The organism is Burkholderia sp. AU15512, from assembly GCF_002223325.1.
In the GTDB taxonomy this organism is placed as follows: domain Bacteria; phylum Pseudomonadota; class Gammaproteobacteria; order Burkholderiales; family Burkholderiaceae; genus Burkholderia.
On the sequence record NZ_NKEX01000003.1, the window covers coordinates 1,176,509 to 1,193,567 of the forward strand.

Annotated in this window: 17 protein-coding genes, 1 tRNA gene and 1 pseudogene; 12 read left to right on the forward strand and 7 right to left on the reverse strand. The window is 65.2% G+C overall.

The window, feature by feature from the left end; all coding sequences use genetic code 11:
• Positions 1 to 24 precede the first annotated feature (24 nt).
• Together CFB43_RS08120 and CFB43_RS08125 are read left to right on the forward strand one after the other, a co-directional pair.
• Positions 25 to 411, forward strand: coding sequence for an integration host factor subunit alpha (locus CFB43_RS08120; RefSeq protein WP_006486093.1), 387 nt, complete (start codon positions 25 to 27; stop codon positions 409 to 411).
• A 61-nt stretch (positions 412 to 472) separates the two neighbouring features.
• On the forward strand, positions 473 to 886 hold the full coding sequence (locus tag CFB43_RS08125) for a MerR family transcriptional regulator (protein WP_089494702.1): 414 nt from the start codon (positions 473 to 475) through the stop codon (positions 884 to 886).
• A gap of 79 nt (positions 887 to 965) precedes the next feature.
• Here CFB43_RS08125 and CFB43_RS08130 read toward each other — a convergent pair whose 3' ends face one another.
• Positions 966 to 3,176 (reverse strand): hypothetical protein, encoded by a 2,211-nt coding sequence (locus CFB43_RS08130; RefSeq protein ID WP_089494703.1) that lies wholly within the window; start codon positions 3,174 to 3,176, stop codon positions 966 to 968.
• Positions 3,177 to 3,520: 344 nt separating this feature from the next.
• Positions 3,521 to 4,336 carry a tyrosine-protein phosphatase gene (locus tag CFB43_RS08135; protein ID WP_256989950.1) on the reverse strand — a complete coding sequence of 272 codons (816 nt, stop codon included), beginning with the start codon at positions 4,334 to 4,336 and terminating at the stop codon, positions 3,521 to 3,523.
• Here CFB43_RS08135 and CFB43_RS38365 point away from each other — a divergent pair.
• From CFB43_RS38365 to CFB43_RS08155, 5 genes are all read left to right on the forward strand, one after another.
• Positions 4,303 to 4,605, forward strand: coding sequence for a hypothetical protein (locus CFB43_RS38365; protein ID WP_179254790.1), 303 nt, complete (start codon positions 4,303 to 4,305; stop codon positions 4,603 to 4,605). The genes CFB43_RS08135 and CFB43_RS38365 overlap by 34 nt on opposite strands.
• A gap of 126 nt (positions 4,606 to 4,731) precedes the next feature.
• Positions 4,732 to 5,445 carry a class I SAM-dependent methyltransferase gene (locus CFB43_RS08140; RefSeq protein ID WP_089494705.1) on the forward strand — a complete coding sequence of 238 codons (714 nt, stop codon included), beginning with the start codon at positions 4,732 to 4,734 and terminating at the stop codon, positions 5,443 to 5,445.
• Positions 5,446 to 5,604: 159 nt separating this feature from the next.
• A tRNA-Pro gene (locus CFB43_RS08145) sits at positions 5,605 to 5,681 on the forward strand.
• A 141-nt stretch (positions 5,682 to 5,822) separates the two neighbouring features.
• A complete protein-coding gene (gene bamC / locus CFB43_RS08150) occupies positions 5,823 to 7,034 on the forward strand; it encodes an outer membrane protein assembly factor BamC (protein ID WP_089494706.1) in 1,212 nt (403 codons plus the stop codon).
• Between the two features lie 530 nt (positions 7,035 to 7,564).
• Positions 7,565 to 7,855 carry a putative quinol monooxygenase gene (locus tag CFB43_RS08155; RefSeq protein ID WP_039339313.1) on the forward strand — a complete coding sequence of 97 codons (291 nt, stop codon included), beginning with the start codon at positions 7,565 to 7,567 and terminating at the stop codon, positions 7,853 to 7,855.
• Between the two features lie 40 nt (positions 7,856 to 7,895).
• On the opposite strand, the gene CFB43_RS08160 is transcribed toward CFB43_RS08155, so the two are convergent.
• The 3 genes from CFB43_RS08160 to CFB43_RS08170 form a co-directional block, all read right to left on the reverse strand.
• The gene (locus tag CFB43_RS08160; RefSeq protein WP_021162409.1) at positions 7,896 to 8,153 is read right to left on the reverse strand and encodes a hypothetical protein; all 258 of its coding nucleotides are present in this window, start codon (positions 8,151 to 8,153) and stop codon (positions 7,896 to 7,898) included.
• 136 nt (positions 8,154 to 8,289) lie between these two features.
• Positions 8,290 to 8,568 carry a hypothetical protein gene (locus CFB43_RS08165; protein WP_039339310.1) on the reverse strand — a complete coding sequence of 93 codons (279 nt, stop codon included), beginning with the start codon at positions 8,566 to 8,568 and terminating at the stop codon, positions 8,290 to 8,292.
• 221 nt (positions 8,569 to 8,789) lie between these two features.
• Entirely contained in the window at positions 8,790 to 9,506 is a 717-nt protein-coding gene (locus CFB43_RS08170; RefSeq protein WP_089494707.1) for a YdcF family protein, read from the reverse strand.
• A 157-nt stretch (positions 9,507 to 9,663) separates the two neighbouring features.
• Here CFB43_RS08170 and CFB43_RS08175 point away from each other — a divergent pair, with 157 nt between their 5' ends.
• Complete coding sequence (locus tag CFB43_RS08175; RefSeq protein ID WP_011351791.1) at positions 9,664 to 9,981, forward strand: hypothetical protein; 318 nt, start codon at positions 9,664 to 9,666, stop codon at positions 9,979 to 9,981.
• Positions 9,982 to 10,177: 196 nt separating this feature from the next.
• Here the strand turns inward: CFB43_RS08175 and CFB43_RS38775 are convergent, their stop codons facing one another.
• Both CFB43_RS38775 and CFB43_RS08185 read right to left on the reverse strand, forming a co-directional pair.
• Entirely contained in the window at positions 10,178 to 10,429 is a 252-nt protein-coding gene (locus tag CFB43_RS38775) for a hypothetical protein (protein WP_039339307.1), read from the reverse strand.
• Between the two features lie 201 nt (positions 10,430 to 10,630).
• A pseudogene (locus tag CFB43_RS08185) lies at positions 10,631 to 11,026 on the reverse strand (transposase); the annotation flags it as partial.
• Between the two features lie 430 nt (positions 11,027 to 11,456).
• Between CFB43_RS08185 and CFB43_RS08190 the strand changes: the two are divergent.
• The 4 genes from CFB43_RS08190 (at position 11,457) to rluB (ending at position 16,777) form a co-directional block, all read left to right on the forward strand.
• Entirely contained in the window at positions 11,457 to 12,359 is a 903-nt protein-coding gene (locus tag CFB43_RS08190; RefSeq protein ID WP_089494708.1) for a LysR family transcriptional regulator, read from the forward strand.
• 75 nt (positions 12,360 to 12,434) lie between these two features.
• Positions 12,435 to 13,646 (forward strand): pyridoxal phosphate-dependent aminotransferase, encoded by a 1,212-nt coding sequence (locus tag CFB43_RS08195; RefSeq protein ID WP_089494709.1) that lies wholly within the window; start codon positions 12,435 to 12,437, stop codon positions 13,644 to 13,646.
• 272 nt (positions 13,647 to 13,918) lie between these two features.
• Positions 13,919 to 14,950 (forward strand): SMC-Scp complex subunit ScpB, encoded by a 1,032-nt coding sequence (gene scpB, locus CFB43_RS08200; RefSeq protein WP_089494710.1) that lies wholly within the window; start codon positions 13,919 to 13,921, stop codon positions 14,948 to 14,950.
• Positions 14,951 to 15,010: 60 nt separating this feature from the next.
• A complete protein-coding gene (gene rluB, locus CFB43_RS08205; protein ID WP_089494711.1) occupies positions 15,011 to 16,777 on the forward strand; it encodes a 23S rRNA pseudouridine(2605) synthase RluB in 1,767 nt (588 codons plus the stop codon).
• Positions 16,778 to 17,059 lie beyond the last annotated feature (282 nt).

Genomic DNA, 17,059 nt, shown 5'->3' on the forward strand with positions numbered 1-17,059 from the left:
GATTTAACGCGCTGTATGGCAGATATGAACGACATGACCTCGAGTGAATTCGAAGCCCTCCTGACGGCGCAACGCAGCGCCATGAACCGCGACGCTTCGGCGCCGGCGTCCACCGAGACGCCCACGCTGACGAAGGCGGAACTGGCGGAGCTGCTGTTCGACAGCGTCGGGCTGAACAAGCGTGAAGCGAAGGACATGGTCGAGGCGTTTTTCGAGGTGATCCGTGACGCGCTCGAAAACGGCGAGAGCGTCAAGCTGTCGGGGTTCGGCAATTTCCAGTTGCGCGACAAGCCGCAGCGCCCGGGCCGCAATCCGAAGACGGGCGAGGCGATTCCGATCGCGGCCCGCCGGGTGGTAACCTTCCACGCGAGCCAGAAGCTGAAGGCGCTGGTCGAAAACGGCGCGGAGTAAGCCCCGCGCACTGACGTCTCCGCGCGGCCGCCGCGCACCCTTTACCGACGGTTAACCGACGATGACCACTACGGTTGAGAAAGTCGTCTTGCCTCCGATTCCCGCGAAGCGTTACTTCACGATCGGTGAAGTCAGCGAGCTGTGCGGGGTCAAGCCGCATGTGCTGCGTTATTGGGAACAGGAATTCACTCAACTGCGGCCGGTGAAGCGGCGTGGCAATCGTCGGTATTACCAGCACCACGAAGTGCTGTTGATCCGGCGGATTCGCGAGTTGCTGTACGAGCAGGGATTCACGATCAACGGCGCGCGCAACCGGCTCGATTCGCCGGCCGGCGAGCGGGCTGCGGCAGCACCCGTCGAGCCGGAGGCGCAGGCCGCCGATGCACGCCCATCGGGCAAGCCAGGCACGACCGTCGACGTCATTGCATTGCGGCAGGCGCTGCTCGACGTGCTCGACGGACTGAAGCACGACTGAGTGCGAAGCGCGAAGAATGAAATGAAAAGCCCGGTTGGCAGCGTGCCACCGGGCTTTTTTTATGCGTGCCGCGTGCGTTTCAGCGTGACGCGAGCGGGTTCTTCTGCCCCATGTCGACGACCAGCGTACCGTCCGGCAGCATCCGCACCGAGCCCTGCGCGACCTGGCTGCGGTAGCCGTACAGGTCGAAACGCATCGGGCCGGCCTCGGCCGAATTCCGGATCAGCGCGCGCACGTTCAGTTCGAGCACGTTGAACATCTTCATGTCGCCGCCTTCCATCCACATGTAGCTCGGTGCATCGATCTGCGGCCGTTGCGGCGCGGGCGCGCCTGCCATGCGCCTGAACGTGAGGCGCAGCCCGTCGCGCTCGACCGTTGCCTGTCCGAGCTTGCCGTTCAGCACGGGGGGCGGGAATACCGTGTACTGGTCGAGCACGAGCGTGTCGCCACGCAGTTCCGCGCCGCGCCGCTGCAACGGCGTCAGCGAAGCGAGCTCGATGCCGAGCGAACGCAGCAGCTTCGCCTGCGGGATGCCGAGCACCGACACCTGGGACGGTTTGAATGCGAGATGCCGGTCGTCGAGCACGGACAGCGTGCCCTTCATGTCGGTCGGCAGCCAGACGCCCGGCACGTGGTTCCACAGCTTGATGCCGCCCTGGACGCGCAGGTTCGTGCCATCCGCGCTCAGTTGCAGGTCGTTGAGCGAGCGGGGTGAGTAGTCGAGCAGATAGTTGTTGAAGAGCGCCGACATCGCCTTCCACGACTCGACGACGGTGCCGCCGAGAATGCGGATGTCGTACTGGTTCGGATCGTCGAGGTCGACGGGTTCGCCGGGCCGCTTCGATACGAGCTCGACGTCGAGGTCCTCGACGTGAAAGCCGATATCCCCGGACAGGTTGAAGTCGACGTTGCGCAGATGGATCGTCGGGTTGCGGTTCGACACGTGCCGTTCGTTGAATGGCGTGGTCGACGTGCGCCGCATCGCGACCTTCTGCATGCCGGGGCGGGCGGGGTTCGCCGCGAGTGCGTAGGCTTCCCAGTGCTGGCGTATGTCGCGCAACGCACTCTGTTGCGCGGCGAGGAAGCTGTCGTTCAGGCGCGCGGTCGCGTTGCCGAGCAACGCGCCGCTGGCCGGGCCCGCATACGACGGCATCCGGATCGCCATCGCGCCGCTTTCGTCGAAATTGAAGTAGCCGGCCGACACCTGGTCGCGATAGTGATACAGGTCGAACACGAAAGTCTGGTCACGTTTCGTGGAATCGACCGGACCGATCAGGATGTCCGCGTTCATCGGCATCGAGCGCATGAACTTCACGTCGCCGCCGCGAATGTACATCGCTTGCTGCGGCGCGTTCGCGGGCATCGCGAAGCCGGCATGCGTGCCGTCGTCGAGCTTCAGGTCGAGCCCGGCCGGCGTCACGCGCAGCGCGGTGATCGTGAGTTTCAGGCGCGGCGGCGGCATCAGCTTGTCGACCGACATCACGAGGTCGTCGCCGGCGAGTTGCGCGATCGGCGTCTGGACTTTCAGCAGGTCGGCCATTTTCACGTTGGCCGCGCGCATCACCGGCTGCGCGTTGATGCCCGATACGCGCACGCCCGTCGGATGGAACACGAGCTGGCTGCCGTCACGGATCGCGAGCGTACCGGTCAGCGAGAACGGCACCCAGCCGTCGCGCTGCATCTCGCCTTGCAGGTGGATCACGCCGTCGCCGGCCGACACGGCGAGCTTGCGCAGCGGCGCGTTGCGGTAGCCGAAGATGTATGTGTTGAAGAGGGCGGTGAGCTTCGCGTCGTCGAGCGTGACCGTGCCTTCATGCACGTCGATCTGGAAACTGGTCGGATCGTCGAACACGATCGGCGCGCCGGCTTGCGTCGGTACCAGCGTGGCCGACAGCTGATGGATGAAGAAGCCGAGGTTGTTGACGATGCGGAAATCGACGTCGCGCAAGAACGTCATCGCGCCGTTCTGGCCCGAGTCGCGCAGCGTGAACGGGCGCGGTTGCGTGAGGCTGATCGATGCGAGCGACGGCACGGTGCGTGCGACCTGCTGCTCGCGGGCGAGGCGTTCGGCCTTGGTGCGTTCGATCTTTGTCGACGCGGCCGACGTGTTGCCGTCACGCTGCGCGGATGATTCCGCGCAACCGGCACACAGCAGCGCGAGCGCCAGCACACCGCAGCCGAACACGCGGGGCGTCGTGGGCGAGCGGGGGCGGGCCGCGCGTGGCGGGCCGGAAATCCAGTCGAAAATTGCCAAAGGCGAGCGATGGCCGCGCCGGACCGCATTCCGCATCGTCTGTCTCCATGTCTTGTCGTGATCGACGGCGGCGCGCGCCACTGCACGGCGCGAGCGTCGATGCCGTGCAGTGTGGCATAGCGCGCTAGAGCGGCGTTACCAAACAACGGGCGCCGGGGTGCGGCCGTCCGGCGGGCTGCGGGACAATGGATTCGGGGTGGTTGGGCGGCCGGATCAAACGGTCGTTTGGTTTGCGCGGCCCGTCGTCGGCGAATGTTGCTGCGACCGGGAAAATGCGCCGCAGCCTTGGCCGATGCGGGTTTCGCCGAATGCAACGGGCAGCGGCCGCGGCGGTCGAAGCGGGGATGCGATCCGGCCCCGTCGCAGCGGCCGCGGGGCGGTCAGACCAGCATGTGCCGCCGGATTGCGTTCAGCGTTGCCTGGTCGAGTTGCAGCCCGTTTGCGATATACGACGTCATCGAGCCGTACGACGCGGCGGCCTGGTCGAATGCCGCCTGCAGATAGTCGGTGTGCGCGCCTTGCAGCGCGGTCATCATGTCTGCCGCATTTTGCCCGCCGGCTTTCTGCGCCTGGGCGACCGAAGCGGCGATTTCCGATGCGCTATAGACGTTCGTCAGCAGATAGTCGGCGAGTATCGTCTGCTCGGACGCGCCCAGGATCGTGTGCAGGATGGCGGTTGCCCAGCCCGTGCGATCCTTGCCGGCCGTGCAGTGGAACACCAGGTTTTCGCCGGAGCCGGCGAAGCCGGTGAAGAGCGCGTGATAGCTGGCATGCGCGGTGTCCGACGTGACGAACGCGCGGTACATGCTCAACATGAATGCCGTCGCGGTGGCGCCGGTGGTCGGGATCGGATCGATGCTGGCAGCCCCGAGCACGTTGAGGTTTTGCCAGGTGGCGCCCGCCAGCGGCACATCCGGTTGCGTCTTGATCTCGGCGGGTGTGCGCAGGTCGCAGACCTGCCTGATGTCGAGCGTGCCGACGGTGGCGATGTCCGCGGCCGACAACGCGAGCGCGGATGAACGATAGAGCACGCCTTTTTTCATCTTCGCGCCGCTCGTTGTCACGTAGCCGGTTCCGTCCGGCCCGGCCGTGTCGCGAAAATTCGATGCGGAACTCAGCCGAGGTGTCGTGACCGGCGCGACCGAAATCGAGTCGCCTCCGCATGCCGACAGAAGCGATGCGCTTCCCAGCGCCACGCCTATCGTGCCGGCGCCCAGCCGGAGAAAATGTCGACGGGAAAATTCGTTTTTCTGATGCATTCAATGCCCTGTGTCGAAGACGGTTACAAGAGGTCGCGACTGCGGTGGTGACCGAAGTCGCCCCTGTATCACGCGACGCGGCAAAGCCGGGGCGGGCCGGATCGATCGGCATGCAGTCGGACGGTTCGCCCATGCGCATCGATCTCGCGCCGGGTAACCGCACGGTAGCGATTTGCGTCGAACCGGCCATCGTCCTTTTCGATTAGGTCGGAATGCGGGTTGCCGGGGTCGGCTGCGCGTTGTCGACAGGTAGGATCGGCGGCAGCAGCGAGGTAAGATCGGCATCAGTGGCTGTATCGACCAAAGCACAGTAGCCATCACGGGGAAACGTCATGGATCTCAAGGAAGTCGACGTATTGGGTGCGGGCGTGGGCGATCACTGGTACTACGCGTCGAAGGCGAGTGCGATCCGTCGGTTCCTGGGGGTGCCAGGTGCAAACCGGATACTCGATGTCGGTGCAGGCTCAGGCTTCTTCTCGAAGCACTTGCTGGAGCGTACGCAGGCGACGGAGGCGTGGTGTGTCGATACGAGCTATGCGGACGATACCGACGGCGAAGCGTCCGGCAAGCCCATCCACTTTCGGCGATCCATTGATCGATTCGACGCCGATCTCGTGTTGCTGATGGACGTGCTCGAGCATGTCGACGACGATGTCGGTCTGCTCACGCAGTATGTAAAGGGTGCGCCTTCGGGTAGCCGCTTTCTGATCACGGTTCCCGCGTTCCAGTTCCTCTGGAGCGGTCATGACGATTTTCTCGAACACAAGCGCCGATATACGCTGAGCAGTCTCGAGGACGTGGTGCGTCGCTCGGGGCTCGACGTCGAGCACGGCGCCTATTATTTCGGTCTCACGTTTCCGCTTGCGGCAGCGTTGCGGCTCGGCGAGCGGGTGCGTCGGCAGCCGAGCGAGCCGGCGTCGCAATTGCGTCGTCACCATCCGTTCGTCAACGGCGTGCTCAAGTCGATCTGTCGGATCGAGTTACCGATATTCCGTTTCAACCGCGTCGCCGGGCTGACGGTCATCTGCGTTGCGCGCAAGCGGTGAAGGCGAGGCGGAGTCGGGTGGTTGGTGCGCAATTCGTCCATGCCATGCGCGTCGTTGCTCGCATCGGCGCCTTCACGCCAAAAAATTTCACAAGAATATCCACAAAATGCATGCGACCCGTTCTAAATCGGAAAACTGTCTGTTATAATTTTTTTCTTTCGGGGCGTAGCGCAGCCTGGTAGCGTACCTGCATGGGGTGCAGGTGGTCGGAGGTTCAAATCCTCTCGCCCCGACCAGACAAAGAACCCGCGTCAGCTCAAGCTGACGCGGGTTTTTTCTTGCCGGTCGCTTTTTTGCACATCGCGGCGCGGCCCCGGTAAAATGCAAGGTTGATCCACGGAAAGCGCCGTGATTTAGCGGAAGAGGATTCCCCGAACATGACTGATCTTCGTCTTACCATGCGGTTCGCTGCAGTGCTCGCCACCGGCGCGCTCGTCGCCGGTTGCGGTACGTCGTCGCCCACGAAAGTGGACTACAAGAGCGATTCGAAATCGAAGGAAGCGTCGCTCGCAGTGCCGCCCAACATGCTCGACGAGACGGCCGATCAGCGTTCGCTGCCGCCCCAGGGCGGCGCGACTTCCCTGTCCGCGCTTCAGCAGGTCCAGCAGGCAGCGCCTGCGCTGGACACCGTTGCTCCGGCCGTCGCCGGCATGCATATCCAGCGCGACGGCACCGAGAGCTGGCTCGTGATCGACGGCAAGCAGCCCGCCGCCGTCTGGCCGCAGGTTCGCCGCTTCTGGCAGGAGCAGGGCTTCCTGCTCGTCGTCGACCAGCGCGACAAGGGCGTGATGGAAACCGACTGGAACGAAACCCATCCGCAGATCAACGACGGCCTGATCCGTAGCGTGATCTCGAAGGCGATGGGCAACTCGTACGTGACGGCCGAGCGCAACAAGTACCGTACGCGCCTCGATTCGGCGCCGAATGGCGGCACCTACGTGTTCATCAGCCAGAAGGGGATGCGCGAAGCAATCACGGGCTCGAACAACGATTCGAGCAAGTGGGAACCGAAGCCGAATGATCCGGCGCTCGAGACCGAATACCTGAAGCGTTTGATGGCGGTGCTCGCACAGAACGAGCAGCGCGCGAAGAACGGCGAGCCGCCAATCGCGAACATCAAGGACAACACGGTACCGGTGGCCAAGGACAAGAAGGCCGACGACGCATCGTCGAAGGCTGCTGCAGCGATTGCCGCGCAAAACGTCTCCCGCACGTCGGCGCAAGGCACCGATGCGGCCGATGCTGCCGTCCCGACGGAAGTCACGCTCGGCGAGCCATACGACCGGTCGTGGCTGCACGTCGGTCTCGCGCTCGATCGTGCGAACTTCACCGTCGACGATCGTGATCGCACGAAGGGCCTGTATTTCGTGCGCTATGTCGATCCGAAGGATCTGACCTCGGCCGAGCAGGGCTTCTGGAGCCAGTTGTTCCACGGCAAGAAGGAAAAGCAGGCGAAGCAGTACCGTGTCAACGTGAAGGCACTCACGGCCGACCAGACGCGCATCGCGGTCGTCGACGATGCGGGTGCGATCGATACGTCGTCGCCGGCTCGCCAGATCATGGGGCTGCTCGTGAATCAGCTTCGCTGATCTCGGCGTTTCTCCGCATCAATGAAAAGCCCGCCACATGGCGGGCTTTTTTCATTGCCGCTCGCGGGTGCGCATGTGTGCTGGAGGTTCGGTCCCTCCTCGTGACGTTACGTAACATCCGCGCGTTACGGCGGCAAAACCCATGTCGCATCGTCGAAGGTCAAAAATTTATCCTTTTAAATCAACGGGGTGGTCGGTTCGTGGTGGCTGGCACGCAACCTGCTTTATATGTTGGAATTGTTGAAACAGGGGGGATGGCGTCAGATGCCGGGGGTGCGCCGCGAGCGCCTGATCATCGGTATCGACGTCTTCGAATGCCGACGCGACAAGCGTCGGCGCAACGGATGACGATCCGCGCCAGCGTGCGGATCTCGATGGCCCCGTCGCCTATCCTCGTAGGGCGACGGTTTCGCCCGCGCTTCTCTGAAGCGCGGGCTATTTTTTTGGGGCCGTCGTGTGACGCCGTGCTGGCGCAGCCGCTGCACGATTCGCGTATTCTCGGACTTTTCCAGACGAAGGGGCGAGCGGGAATGGCGGAAATTGCAGTGGTGGCGCTGATCGTGGCGAAGCCGGGCGCGGAGGAGAAGTTGCGTGCCCAGCTCGAAGGGATCGTCGAGCCGACCCGCAACGAAGCGGGAGCGTTGCAGTACGACCTGCATCGGGACTTGAAGGAGCCGGCGCGATTCGTATTCGTCGAGCGCTGGGAAAGCGAGGAGGCGCTGGCTGCTCATGCGCGTTCCGCGCACATTCTCGCTTATCGGGAAGCGGCCGCGGACTGGATCGAGCGCTCCGAAATCCGCGTGCTGTCGAAGCTCGTCTGAGCCGGGCAGGGCGACCGGACGTGTCCGGTCGCGGGATGCGTCAGTGCGACGTGTTGGGTACGTCGAGGATCAGGATGATCGTCCAGTCGGCGTCGCCGTCGTGATGGTACTGGCGTTCGGCGACGATGAACGGTTGCTGCTTGCCTTGCGGGCCGAGGAAAAGCACGTCGCCCTCCATCGGCAGGCACTCGATCGGCGGCAGCGCGAGGAACGCGTCAGCCGAGCCGCGGGGCATCAGTTGCTTGATCTGGCGAGTGGCGGCTTCGGTCCACTCGATGTCGAGTTGAATGTTGCTCATGCTGTCCTCCGCACCGGGGTGCGCACGGGTGGAAAATTTCGGTGCGCGACTTTAGCACAGCGCACGGGCACCGCAACCAAAAAAGCCGAACCCGGTTGCCCGGATTCGGCTTTTCGCTTGTGCGGTGCCGCCGAACTTACTGGCTAGCAGCGTCTGCGGCCTTGGCAGCCTTCTTGCCGGCCTTCTTCGCAGCTGCCTTGTGGTGAGCAGCCTTCTTGCCGTGGTGATGCTCTTCCTGCACCGCCGGCTGAGCGGCTTCAGCCGCTTGCTGCTGCTGCAGCGCCTGTGCGCGCTGCTCGATCTCGGAGATCTTGGCCGGATCGGTAATCGTCTTGATTTCCGTGCTCTCTTGCGCATACGCTGCGCCAGTCAGCGCCGACATCGCTACCAGGATAGCCAGGGACGTCTTCTTCATTGCTTTACCTCCGCTAAGTGGTGATGAACCCGAGTGTTGCCGTTTTGTCTGGCGACTGCAATCGAGTGCGTGTCGAGTGTAACAAAAGTGACGGATCAATGTGCACCGGATCGTGGCGCGACGCAAGGCCCCGTTGAAGTCGCGCAACACTTCGCACGCTTCGTCACGCGGCTGCCATCGACGTCGCCGCCGTCATTTGCGCTCCGGTTTCCCCGGAACCGTCAGAACCACCCGAGCCATCGATAGACATGGAACTGCACGATGCCGACCAGTTCGTGCAGCGCCTGCTCGGCGTTGACTACATTGCGCCAGCGCGGCAGCCAGCCTGTTTGTGCACGCCGGCGATTCGCATAAACGGGCTGCGGATCGATCCCGAAACGGTGGAAATCGAGCAATGCGCGGCGCATCTGATATGAGGAAGTGACGAGAATGCGTGCGTCGTCATACTGGGAGCGTAGTATAGACGCAGTGAATTTCGCGTTTTCGTAGGTTGTGCGGCTATCCGGTTCCAGAACGAGGTCCGCGGGCGCGACGCCTTCGGCGACGAGTTGGCGCCCGTAAACGGCAGCCTCGGTTTCGCCGTGATGCTGCGGGTCGCCGCCCGACATCACTACGGTGCAGCGCTCGGCTTGCTGCCGGCAGGTGCGGTAGAGCGCTGCGACCTTGTGGATACGGGCGGTTCCGTCAAGTGGTGGCCGCAGCCCGGCGTCGGTGTGCTTCGTCCCTGCGCCGATGAGAATCAGTGTGGTCCGTCCATGCATGTCCGGGTGCTCGACGGGGGCGACGCCCGCCTCGGTCCAGGCGATCAGCGGCGCGGCGAGCCAGCCTGTCGCGAGCAGCCAGAACAGCGCAACGGCGGCGATCGAGATGATTCGTCGCCGTTTGCGGCAGAGCATGAAACAGATGAAGAGAAGTACAAATGAATCGAACAGAATCAATTTGATTGGGGTATGGTGTCTTTTTATGGACGGCTGACGATCCGGCCCTGACGCGACGCCGAACGTCGGCGTCCAGAATCGGTGGCGGTATCGGCGGGCGGAGACGCCGCCCGGCGCGCCGCTTCGCATTGTCGCTGCACTTTAAGAAAGAATCGAGATGGCCACGTATTCCAACGAAGCGGTGCTCGACGCATTGAGACGAGTGCAGTACCGCCAGGTACCGTGGGCACGCCGCCCGGGCGTGTTCGAGTATCTCCGCTCGCTCGGGCTGATGGACACGGTCAGGCAGAAAACCGTTGCCCCCGCACCGGGCTTCCATGCGCCGGTCGACATTGCCGTGCTGACCGAAAGCGGTCGAGCCGAATTCTCGCGCCTCGAGCGCGACGAGAAATTACTTTCCTGGACCGATCGCCGCATGGCCGACTACGCATTGAGCGAAGCGAGTGCCGTGGCGATTCTCGAAAGCCGCCTGTAGCGGTCGATCATCCCGCCTTGCGCATTGCCGTGCGGCTGGCAATGCGCCAAAAAAAAGCCCGTATCGCGAGGATACGGGCGTACCGGATACTTTTGCTGTTGCCACGCTGTGCTCATGGCAACGTTGAGACTCGTCGCATGCGGCGCAGTTCCCCGCCGCGGGCATTTTCTTTGGCGAAATCCCGAAATTGGCAGGACTACGGATGACGCGGTACGTCGGTCGGCTGCGAGCCGATGCGCGCTCGCGCGTTGCTGGCGATGTCGCCGCGCAGGTCGCCACGCGGCACGGTTTGCCGGCTGGGCGGATTGGCGGACGGCGGCTGGCGGAGAGTGTTCCGATGATCCTGCTGGCGATGGGGCGGCTTCACGCGATCGTCGGCGTGGGCTGGAGCCGACAACGCCACGGAAATGACAATGCCGCATGCAACGAGCAGTGACATTGGTTTCATGGCGGGGCTCCCTTCAAGCCGTCGACGCGGCCTGTTGATATTTCGCTAAGGTAAGCGTGGGAGTGCAGGCTTGCTGTAAATATTGGTAAATAGATGTATCGCGGCACGACAACGGTAATCGACGGCAACGCGGGCGTCGCGAACAGGTCGCGTCGCTGAAAGAAACCGGGCGGCCGAAGCCGCCCGATCGAGTATTCGTTATGCCATCTTGACGGGCGCGCGCCAGGATTCCGGATTGGTCCAGAAGGCGCCGCGCAGCCGGTCGCGGCTCGGCGGTGCGGGCGGCTTCGCGGCGCTTGCGCCGATGCGCCCGCGTAGGGAGATCTGCCGGCCGCTCGTGCCGAGTCGCTTCACGATTTCGGCGAGCGTGCCGTCCGCCTGCCATTCGTCGAAGCGACGGCGGCAAGTCGGCGGCGACGGATAGCGGCCCGGCAGCTTCGACCAGCCTTCACCCGTCGACAGCACCCACAGCACGGCGTTCACCACCGAGCGGGCTTCCACGCGGGGGCGGCCGCGCCGCTCACTCCGTGCGGGTTCAGAGCAAAACAGACCCTCGACCAGCGCCCACTCGTTATCTCTCAAATCGTCGAACAGCATCATGTCCTCACCTCAGCGAAGCTAACTCCGGTGCGCTGCCCTGCGCCGCGCACTCTTCAGGCACTCGATCGTCGAGTGCCGGGTGGGGGCGTCCGGTTGGCCGGCAGCGGCGTTTCTGCTCTTCCGTCCGACCAAACCTGCGCCCTGTGCGCCAGGTAATGCACGAAGCGTGCCATGTCGGAGGTAATTCCCTCGAGAGCCGCTTGGCAGCGAGCTAACGGCTAAGTCAGCTAGGGGCGTATAAGACGCCAAAATAACCCGCCAGCAAATCGGGACAATCACCAATCTTGTGCAGTTCGCCCGCACCACGTGCGTTCGCGGATGTATTGCACCGCAGCGAAACATGGGGGCAGGTGCCTGATTCGCACATCGAAGCCGGATTCGCGCATTAAAATCGCGCATCGATATCGACGATTGATGAGGTCCAGAAATGAACGTCACGCTGCGCCAGCTTCGCGTCTTCATCGAGGTCGCGCGGCTCAAGAGCTTCAGTCGCGCGGGTGACGAGATCGGGCTCACGCAGTCCGCGGTCAGTCGCTGCGTGCGCGAGCTCGAGGCCGAGCTCGGGCTGAAGCTGATCGATCGTACGACGCGCGACGTGCAGTTGACCGATGTCGGTGGGAACCTGATCGCGAGCGTGTCCCGTCTGCTCGACGATCTCGACGACACGCTGCGCGAGATTCGCGAGATCGGCGAGCAGCGCCGCGGGCGCGTGATCGTCGCGGCCAGTCCGACGATCGCATGCCGGCTGATGCCGCGCGTGGTTGCGTCGTGCGAGCGCCAGTTTCCGTTCGTGACGCTGGGTTTGCGCGACGACGTGCAGAGCGACGTATTGCGCAAGGTGAAGTCGAGCGAGGTCGATTTCGGCGTCGTGATCGGTCCGCTCACGGTGGCCGATCTCGTCTGCGAATCGTTGATGACCGATTCGTTCTGCCTGGTCGCACGCGCCGACCATCCGCTCGCGGCGCGTGCCGAGGTGCCCTGGACGGCGCTGGACGGCGAGCGCCTCGTGCTCCTCGATCATGCATCGGGAAGCCGGCCGCTGATCGACGCCGCGCTGGCCGCTCATCATGTCAACGCGACGGTCATGCAGGAGCTCGGGCATTCGGCGACCGTGTTCGGACTCGTCGAGGCCGGCGTCGGCGTGAGCGTGCAGCCGTGGCTGTCGCTGCCGCTACCAGCCGGCTCGACGCTCGTCGCGCGGCCGCTCACGCCACGCACCGAGCGCACGGTCGAACTCGTGCGCCGCCGCGACCGGTCGTTGTCGCCCGCTGCGCAGGCGATCTGGGAACTCGTGCGGCAGATGCCGGCGAGGGCAGAGGACCTCGACTGACGCGGATCGACGTGCGCCGGCCCTGCTTGCAGGCCGGTACACTACGCGGATCGTGTTCCTCGAAGGTGGTTCTCGATGGTGCATTCCGCAGATTCTCTTCCGGTGGCCGGTTCGCCGGCGGCCCGCGACGCCGTGCACGCGTTGCGTCCGTCGCTGATCCGGGAAGTGGCGAACGCCGGCTTTGGCGTGCCGGACATGCTGCCGTTCTGGTTCGGTGAATCCGATCGCGTGACGCCGGACTTCATCCGGGACGCCGCCGCGGCGGCGCTGCGCGATGGTGCAACTTTCTACACGCACAACCTCGGCACTGCGCCGCTGCGCGACGCGATCGCCTCCTACGTCAGCGCCCGTCACGGTGCGACGGCGGCCGACACCGTGGCCGTGACGAGTTCGGGCGTGAGCGCGCTGATGCTGGCCGCGCAGATGTTGGTCGGTCCGGGCGAGCGCGTCGTCGCGGTCACGCCGCTGTGGCCGAATCTCGTCGAGATTCCGAAGATCCTCGGGGCGCAGGTCGAATGCGTACCGCTCGGCTATGGCGATGCGGGCTGGCAGCTCGATGTCGAGCGGCTGCTGGCGGCGCTGACGTCCGATACGCGGATGCTGCTGATCAACTCGCCGAACAATCCGACCGGCTGGACGATGTCGCGCGACGACCAGCAAGCCGTGCTCGCCCATTGCCGCCGCCACGGCATCTGGCTGGTCGCCGACGAGGTGTACGAGCGGCTCGCTTTCGACGCAGGCGGCGCGGACGGCGCGCCATCGTTCCTCGACATCGCGTCACGCGACGAGCGGGTCGTGGTCGTGAATTCGTTTTCCAAGGCATGGGCGATGACGGGCTGGCGCCTGGGGTGGCTCATCGCGCCGGCAGCGGTGATGGCTGACCTGTCGAAGCTCGTCGAATACAACACGTCGTGCGCGCCGGGCTTCGTGCAGGCCGCGGGTGAGGTCGCGCTGCGTGATGGCGAGCCGTTCGTGCGGTCGTTCGTCGCGGCGCTGCGCGATGCGCGCGATCACCTGGTCGCCGCGCTGCGCACCCTGCCGGGTGTCGAGGTCCCGCCCCCGCCGGGCGCGATGTACCTGTTTCTGCGCCTGCCTGGCGCGTCAGATAGCCTCGCGTTCTGCAAGACGCTGGTGCGCGAGGCGGGGCTCGGCCTCGCGCCTGGGCGTGCATTCGGCCCGGAGGGGGAAGGGTTTGTGCGCTGGTGCTACGCGTGCGATCCGGCACGTCTCGACGCGGGTGTCGAGCGGTTGCGGCGGTTCCTGGCACGGGGCGTGGCCGACCGCTGAAGCGGGGCCGGAGCGGGCAAGGCGTGCTGGCGGCACCCCGTTCGGCTCATCTTTACGCACCGGGCAATTTTGCGTAATATGGCGCTCAGTCACGCGGTTCCGTCGTTGAGCCGTGCTGTTCCGTCCGGTTTGGGCCTGGCCTGAAGTTGGTTCGCCGCCCCCGGTTCGTGCTCCCATCAATATGACCGATCAGAATCGGGCGAGCGCGTCTTCCGTTCCTTTCGTCTGTTTGTTGATCCGGTTCGTTTGACCACAGGGTCTGGCCTAGCTGCATGAATACCCAAGAGGCGAAGATCGTCCTCGAGACTGCTTTGATCTGCGCGCAGGAACCGCTGAAGCTCGGCGATTTGCGCAAGCTCTTTGCCGACGGCGTGTCGGCTGACACGGTCCGCACGTTGCTCGAAGATCTGAAACAGGATTGGTCCGGCCGCGGCGTCGAACTGGTGGCGCTGGCGACCGGATGGCGTTTCCAGAGCAAGCCGGCGATGCGCCACTATCTGGATCGCCTGCATCCCGAGAAGCCGCCGAAATATTCGCGTGCGGTGCTCGAAACGCTCGCGATCATCGCGTATCGGCAACCTGTCACGCGCGGCGACATCGAAGAGATTCGCGGCGTGACGGTCAATACGCAGGTGGTCAAGCAACTCGAGGATCGCGGCTGGATCGAGGTGATCGGTCATCGCGACGTGCCGGGACGCCCGGCGCTGTATGCGACGACCAAGCAATTCCTCGACGACCTCGGCCTGAAGGCGCTCGATGATCTGCCTGCACTCGAGGAGCCGGCCGCGAACATCGAGGCCGCGCTGCTGGCGCAGCAGGCGATGGATTTCGACGAGGGCTTGCCGGTTGCCGGCGACGCAACGGGCGACGCGCCGCAAACAGACGAGGCATCCGCCGGTCAATCGGCAGGCTTGCCGGATGATCCTGCGGCGGACGTCGCGTCGACGCATGAAATCGCGAGCCGCGATACGCTCGATGCTGTTCGCGGGCAAACGGAACGAATGGAACAGGCTGGCGCCGAAGCAGTGCCAGCCGGTGTGCAGCCCGAGCCGCCGCGCGCGGATTGGAACGAGGAAGATCGCAAACCGGCTGCCGAAGCGGTTGCCGGAGACGGAGCGGAAGCGGCCGGCGACATGCCCGGCGAGGCTGGCCAGGCCGACGCCCCCCGTTCCCGTCCTGCGGACGACGAGATGCTGGACGACACGTCCGACAGTCTCGCCGATGCCGTGCGAAGCGCCAGTGCACCCATCGGTGCCGATGCGCTGCCGGACGACGAAGCAGAACCTGAACAGCGTCGCGCCTGATCGCGGCCAACTTCTTGCCGCGCCCGCGCCGGGCGCGAGACCTGACATTTTGAGGTTGTTTTGACAGATATCCACGATATTGAATCGTCCGCGCCTGCCGTACAGGCAGCGCGTGCCGACGATGCACCGGAGCAGGGTGCTTCGACCGAGGGCGGCGACGAGCGTCCCCGCCGCGGTCTGCGGCGAGGCCCGCGCAGCCTGATCGCGCGGCGTCGCGCGGCGGCCAAGTCGAAGGGCGCCGAAGGCGAGCCGCAGGACGGCGAAGGCGCTGACGCGCAGCCGGCCGAGGCCACCGAAGCGCAGCAGCCGACGCGTGCGCCGCGCAAGGAAGGTGCGGCCAAGGGTGCTCGAAAGCCGGCAGCCAAGCGCGAAGGCGCGGCCAAGGCTCAGGGCGGCCAAGGCGGCCAGGGTCGTCGCGGCAGCGCGCCGAAGGCTGAAGGCGGCGCGGCAAAGGCGGAGGGCGATGCGTCCCAGGACGAGCTGTTCGCCTACGTGACGTCGCCGGCATTCGATGCGGACAACTCCGCGGGCGGCAGCGGCGTGCGTGCGCCGATGCTGCGTCGCGGCCGTAGCCAGCCGGCGAACAAGCGCGTGCTGTCGCCGGACGACGACGCGCCGAAGCTTCACAAGGTGTTGGCGGAAGCGGGCATGGGCTCGCGCCGCGAAATGGAAGAACTGATCGTCGCCGGCCGCGTGTCGGTGAACGGCGAGCCCGCGCACATCGGTCAGCGCATCATGCCGACCGACCAGGTGCGGATCAACGGCAAGCCGGTCAAGCGCAAGCTGCCGAACAAGCCGCCGCGCGTGCTGCTGTACCACAAGCCGACGGGCGAGATCGTCAGCCACGCGGATCCGGAAGGCCGTCCGTCGGTGTTCGACCGCTTGCCGCCGATGAAGACGGCGAAATGGCTTGCGGTGGGCCGCCTCGACTTCAATACCGAAGGTCTGCTGATGCTGACGACTTCGGGTGACCTCGCCAACCGCTTCATGCACCCGCGCTACAGCGTCGAGCGCGAGTACGCGGTGCGCGTCGTCGGCGAGCTGGCCGAAGGCATGCGGCAGAAGCTGCTGCACGGCGTCGAGCTCGATGACGGCCCGGCGAACTTCCTGCGCATCCGCGACGGCGGCGGCGAAGGCACGAACCACTGGTATCACGTTGCGCTGGCCGAAGGCCGCAACCGCGAAGTGCGCCGGATGTTCGAGGCGGTCGGCTTGATGGTGAGCCGCCTGATCCGTACGCGTCACGGCCCGATTCCGCTGCCGCGTGGCCTGAAGCGCGGTCGCTGGGAAGAGCTCGACGACGCGCAGGTGCGCAAGCTGATGGCGACCGTCGGCCTGAAGGCGCCGTCCGAGGAGAAGGGCAAGCGCGCCGGTGCCGGCCAGGCAGAGCGTCGCCAGCCCGATCCGATGCAGACGTCGATGGGCTTCATCAGCCGTGAGCCGGTGCTGACGACGCACGGGCAGCTGGATCAGCCCCGTCGTGGTGGTGTTCGTCGCGGCGGGCCGGGCCTGCCGGGTCTGAGCGGCTACGGCAGCCTGCCGGTCGCGCCGTCGGGCTACGGTAATCGCGCCGGCGGCGGCCGGGATGGCAACCGTGCGGGCGGAGGTGGGCGCGATGGCAATCGCGCTGGCGGTGGCCGTGGCGATGTCGACGGCAACCGCGCGTCGTATGGCGCAGGCCCCAAGCGCGACGGCGCGGGCCCCAAGCGTGGCGGCGGCAAGGGCGGTAACCGTAACCCGAACGGCAATCGTGCCGAGGGTGCCGGCAACGGCGGCGGCCCGCGCGGCGGTCAGCGTCCGCAGCGCAGCCGCACCCGCAGCCGCTGAGCATTCAGGCATGCGGCGCAAGGCCGCCGGTGTGCCGGCCGGATCGGCATCTGGCGGGTCCAGTCGGTGCGAGGCATTGCGTTTATTGCTTTCGACTGTATTTATGTCACGCGGTGCTGGATGGCCGCTGGCATGACCGATCTCCGGCTTGCCTTCATGGCGCCGGTTGATCGTGCAGCCCGATTTCGCATTTTTGGGCCCGTAAAGGCAGGTGACGCGCTGCTTTTACCGGCTGGCTTGGCGTTTGCGCCAAAAATCGCTATAATCGCGGAGTCGCTGGGC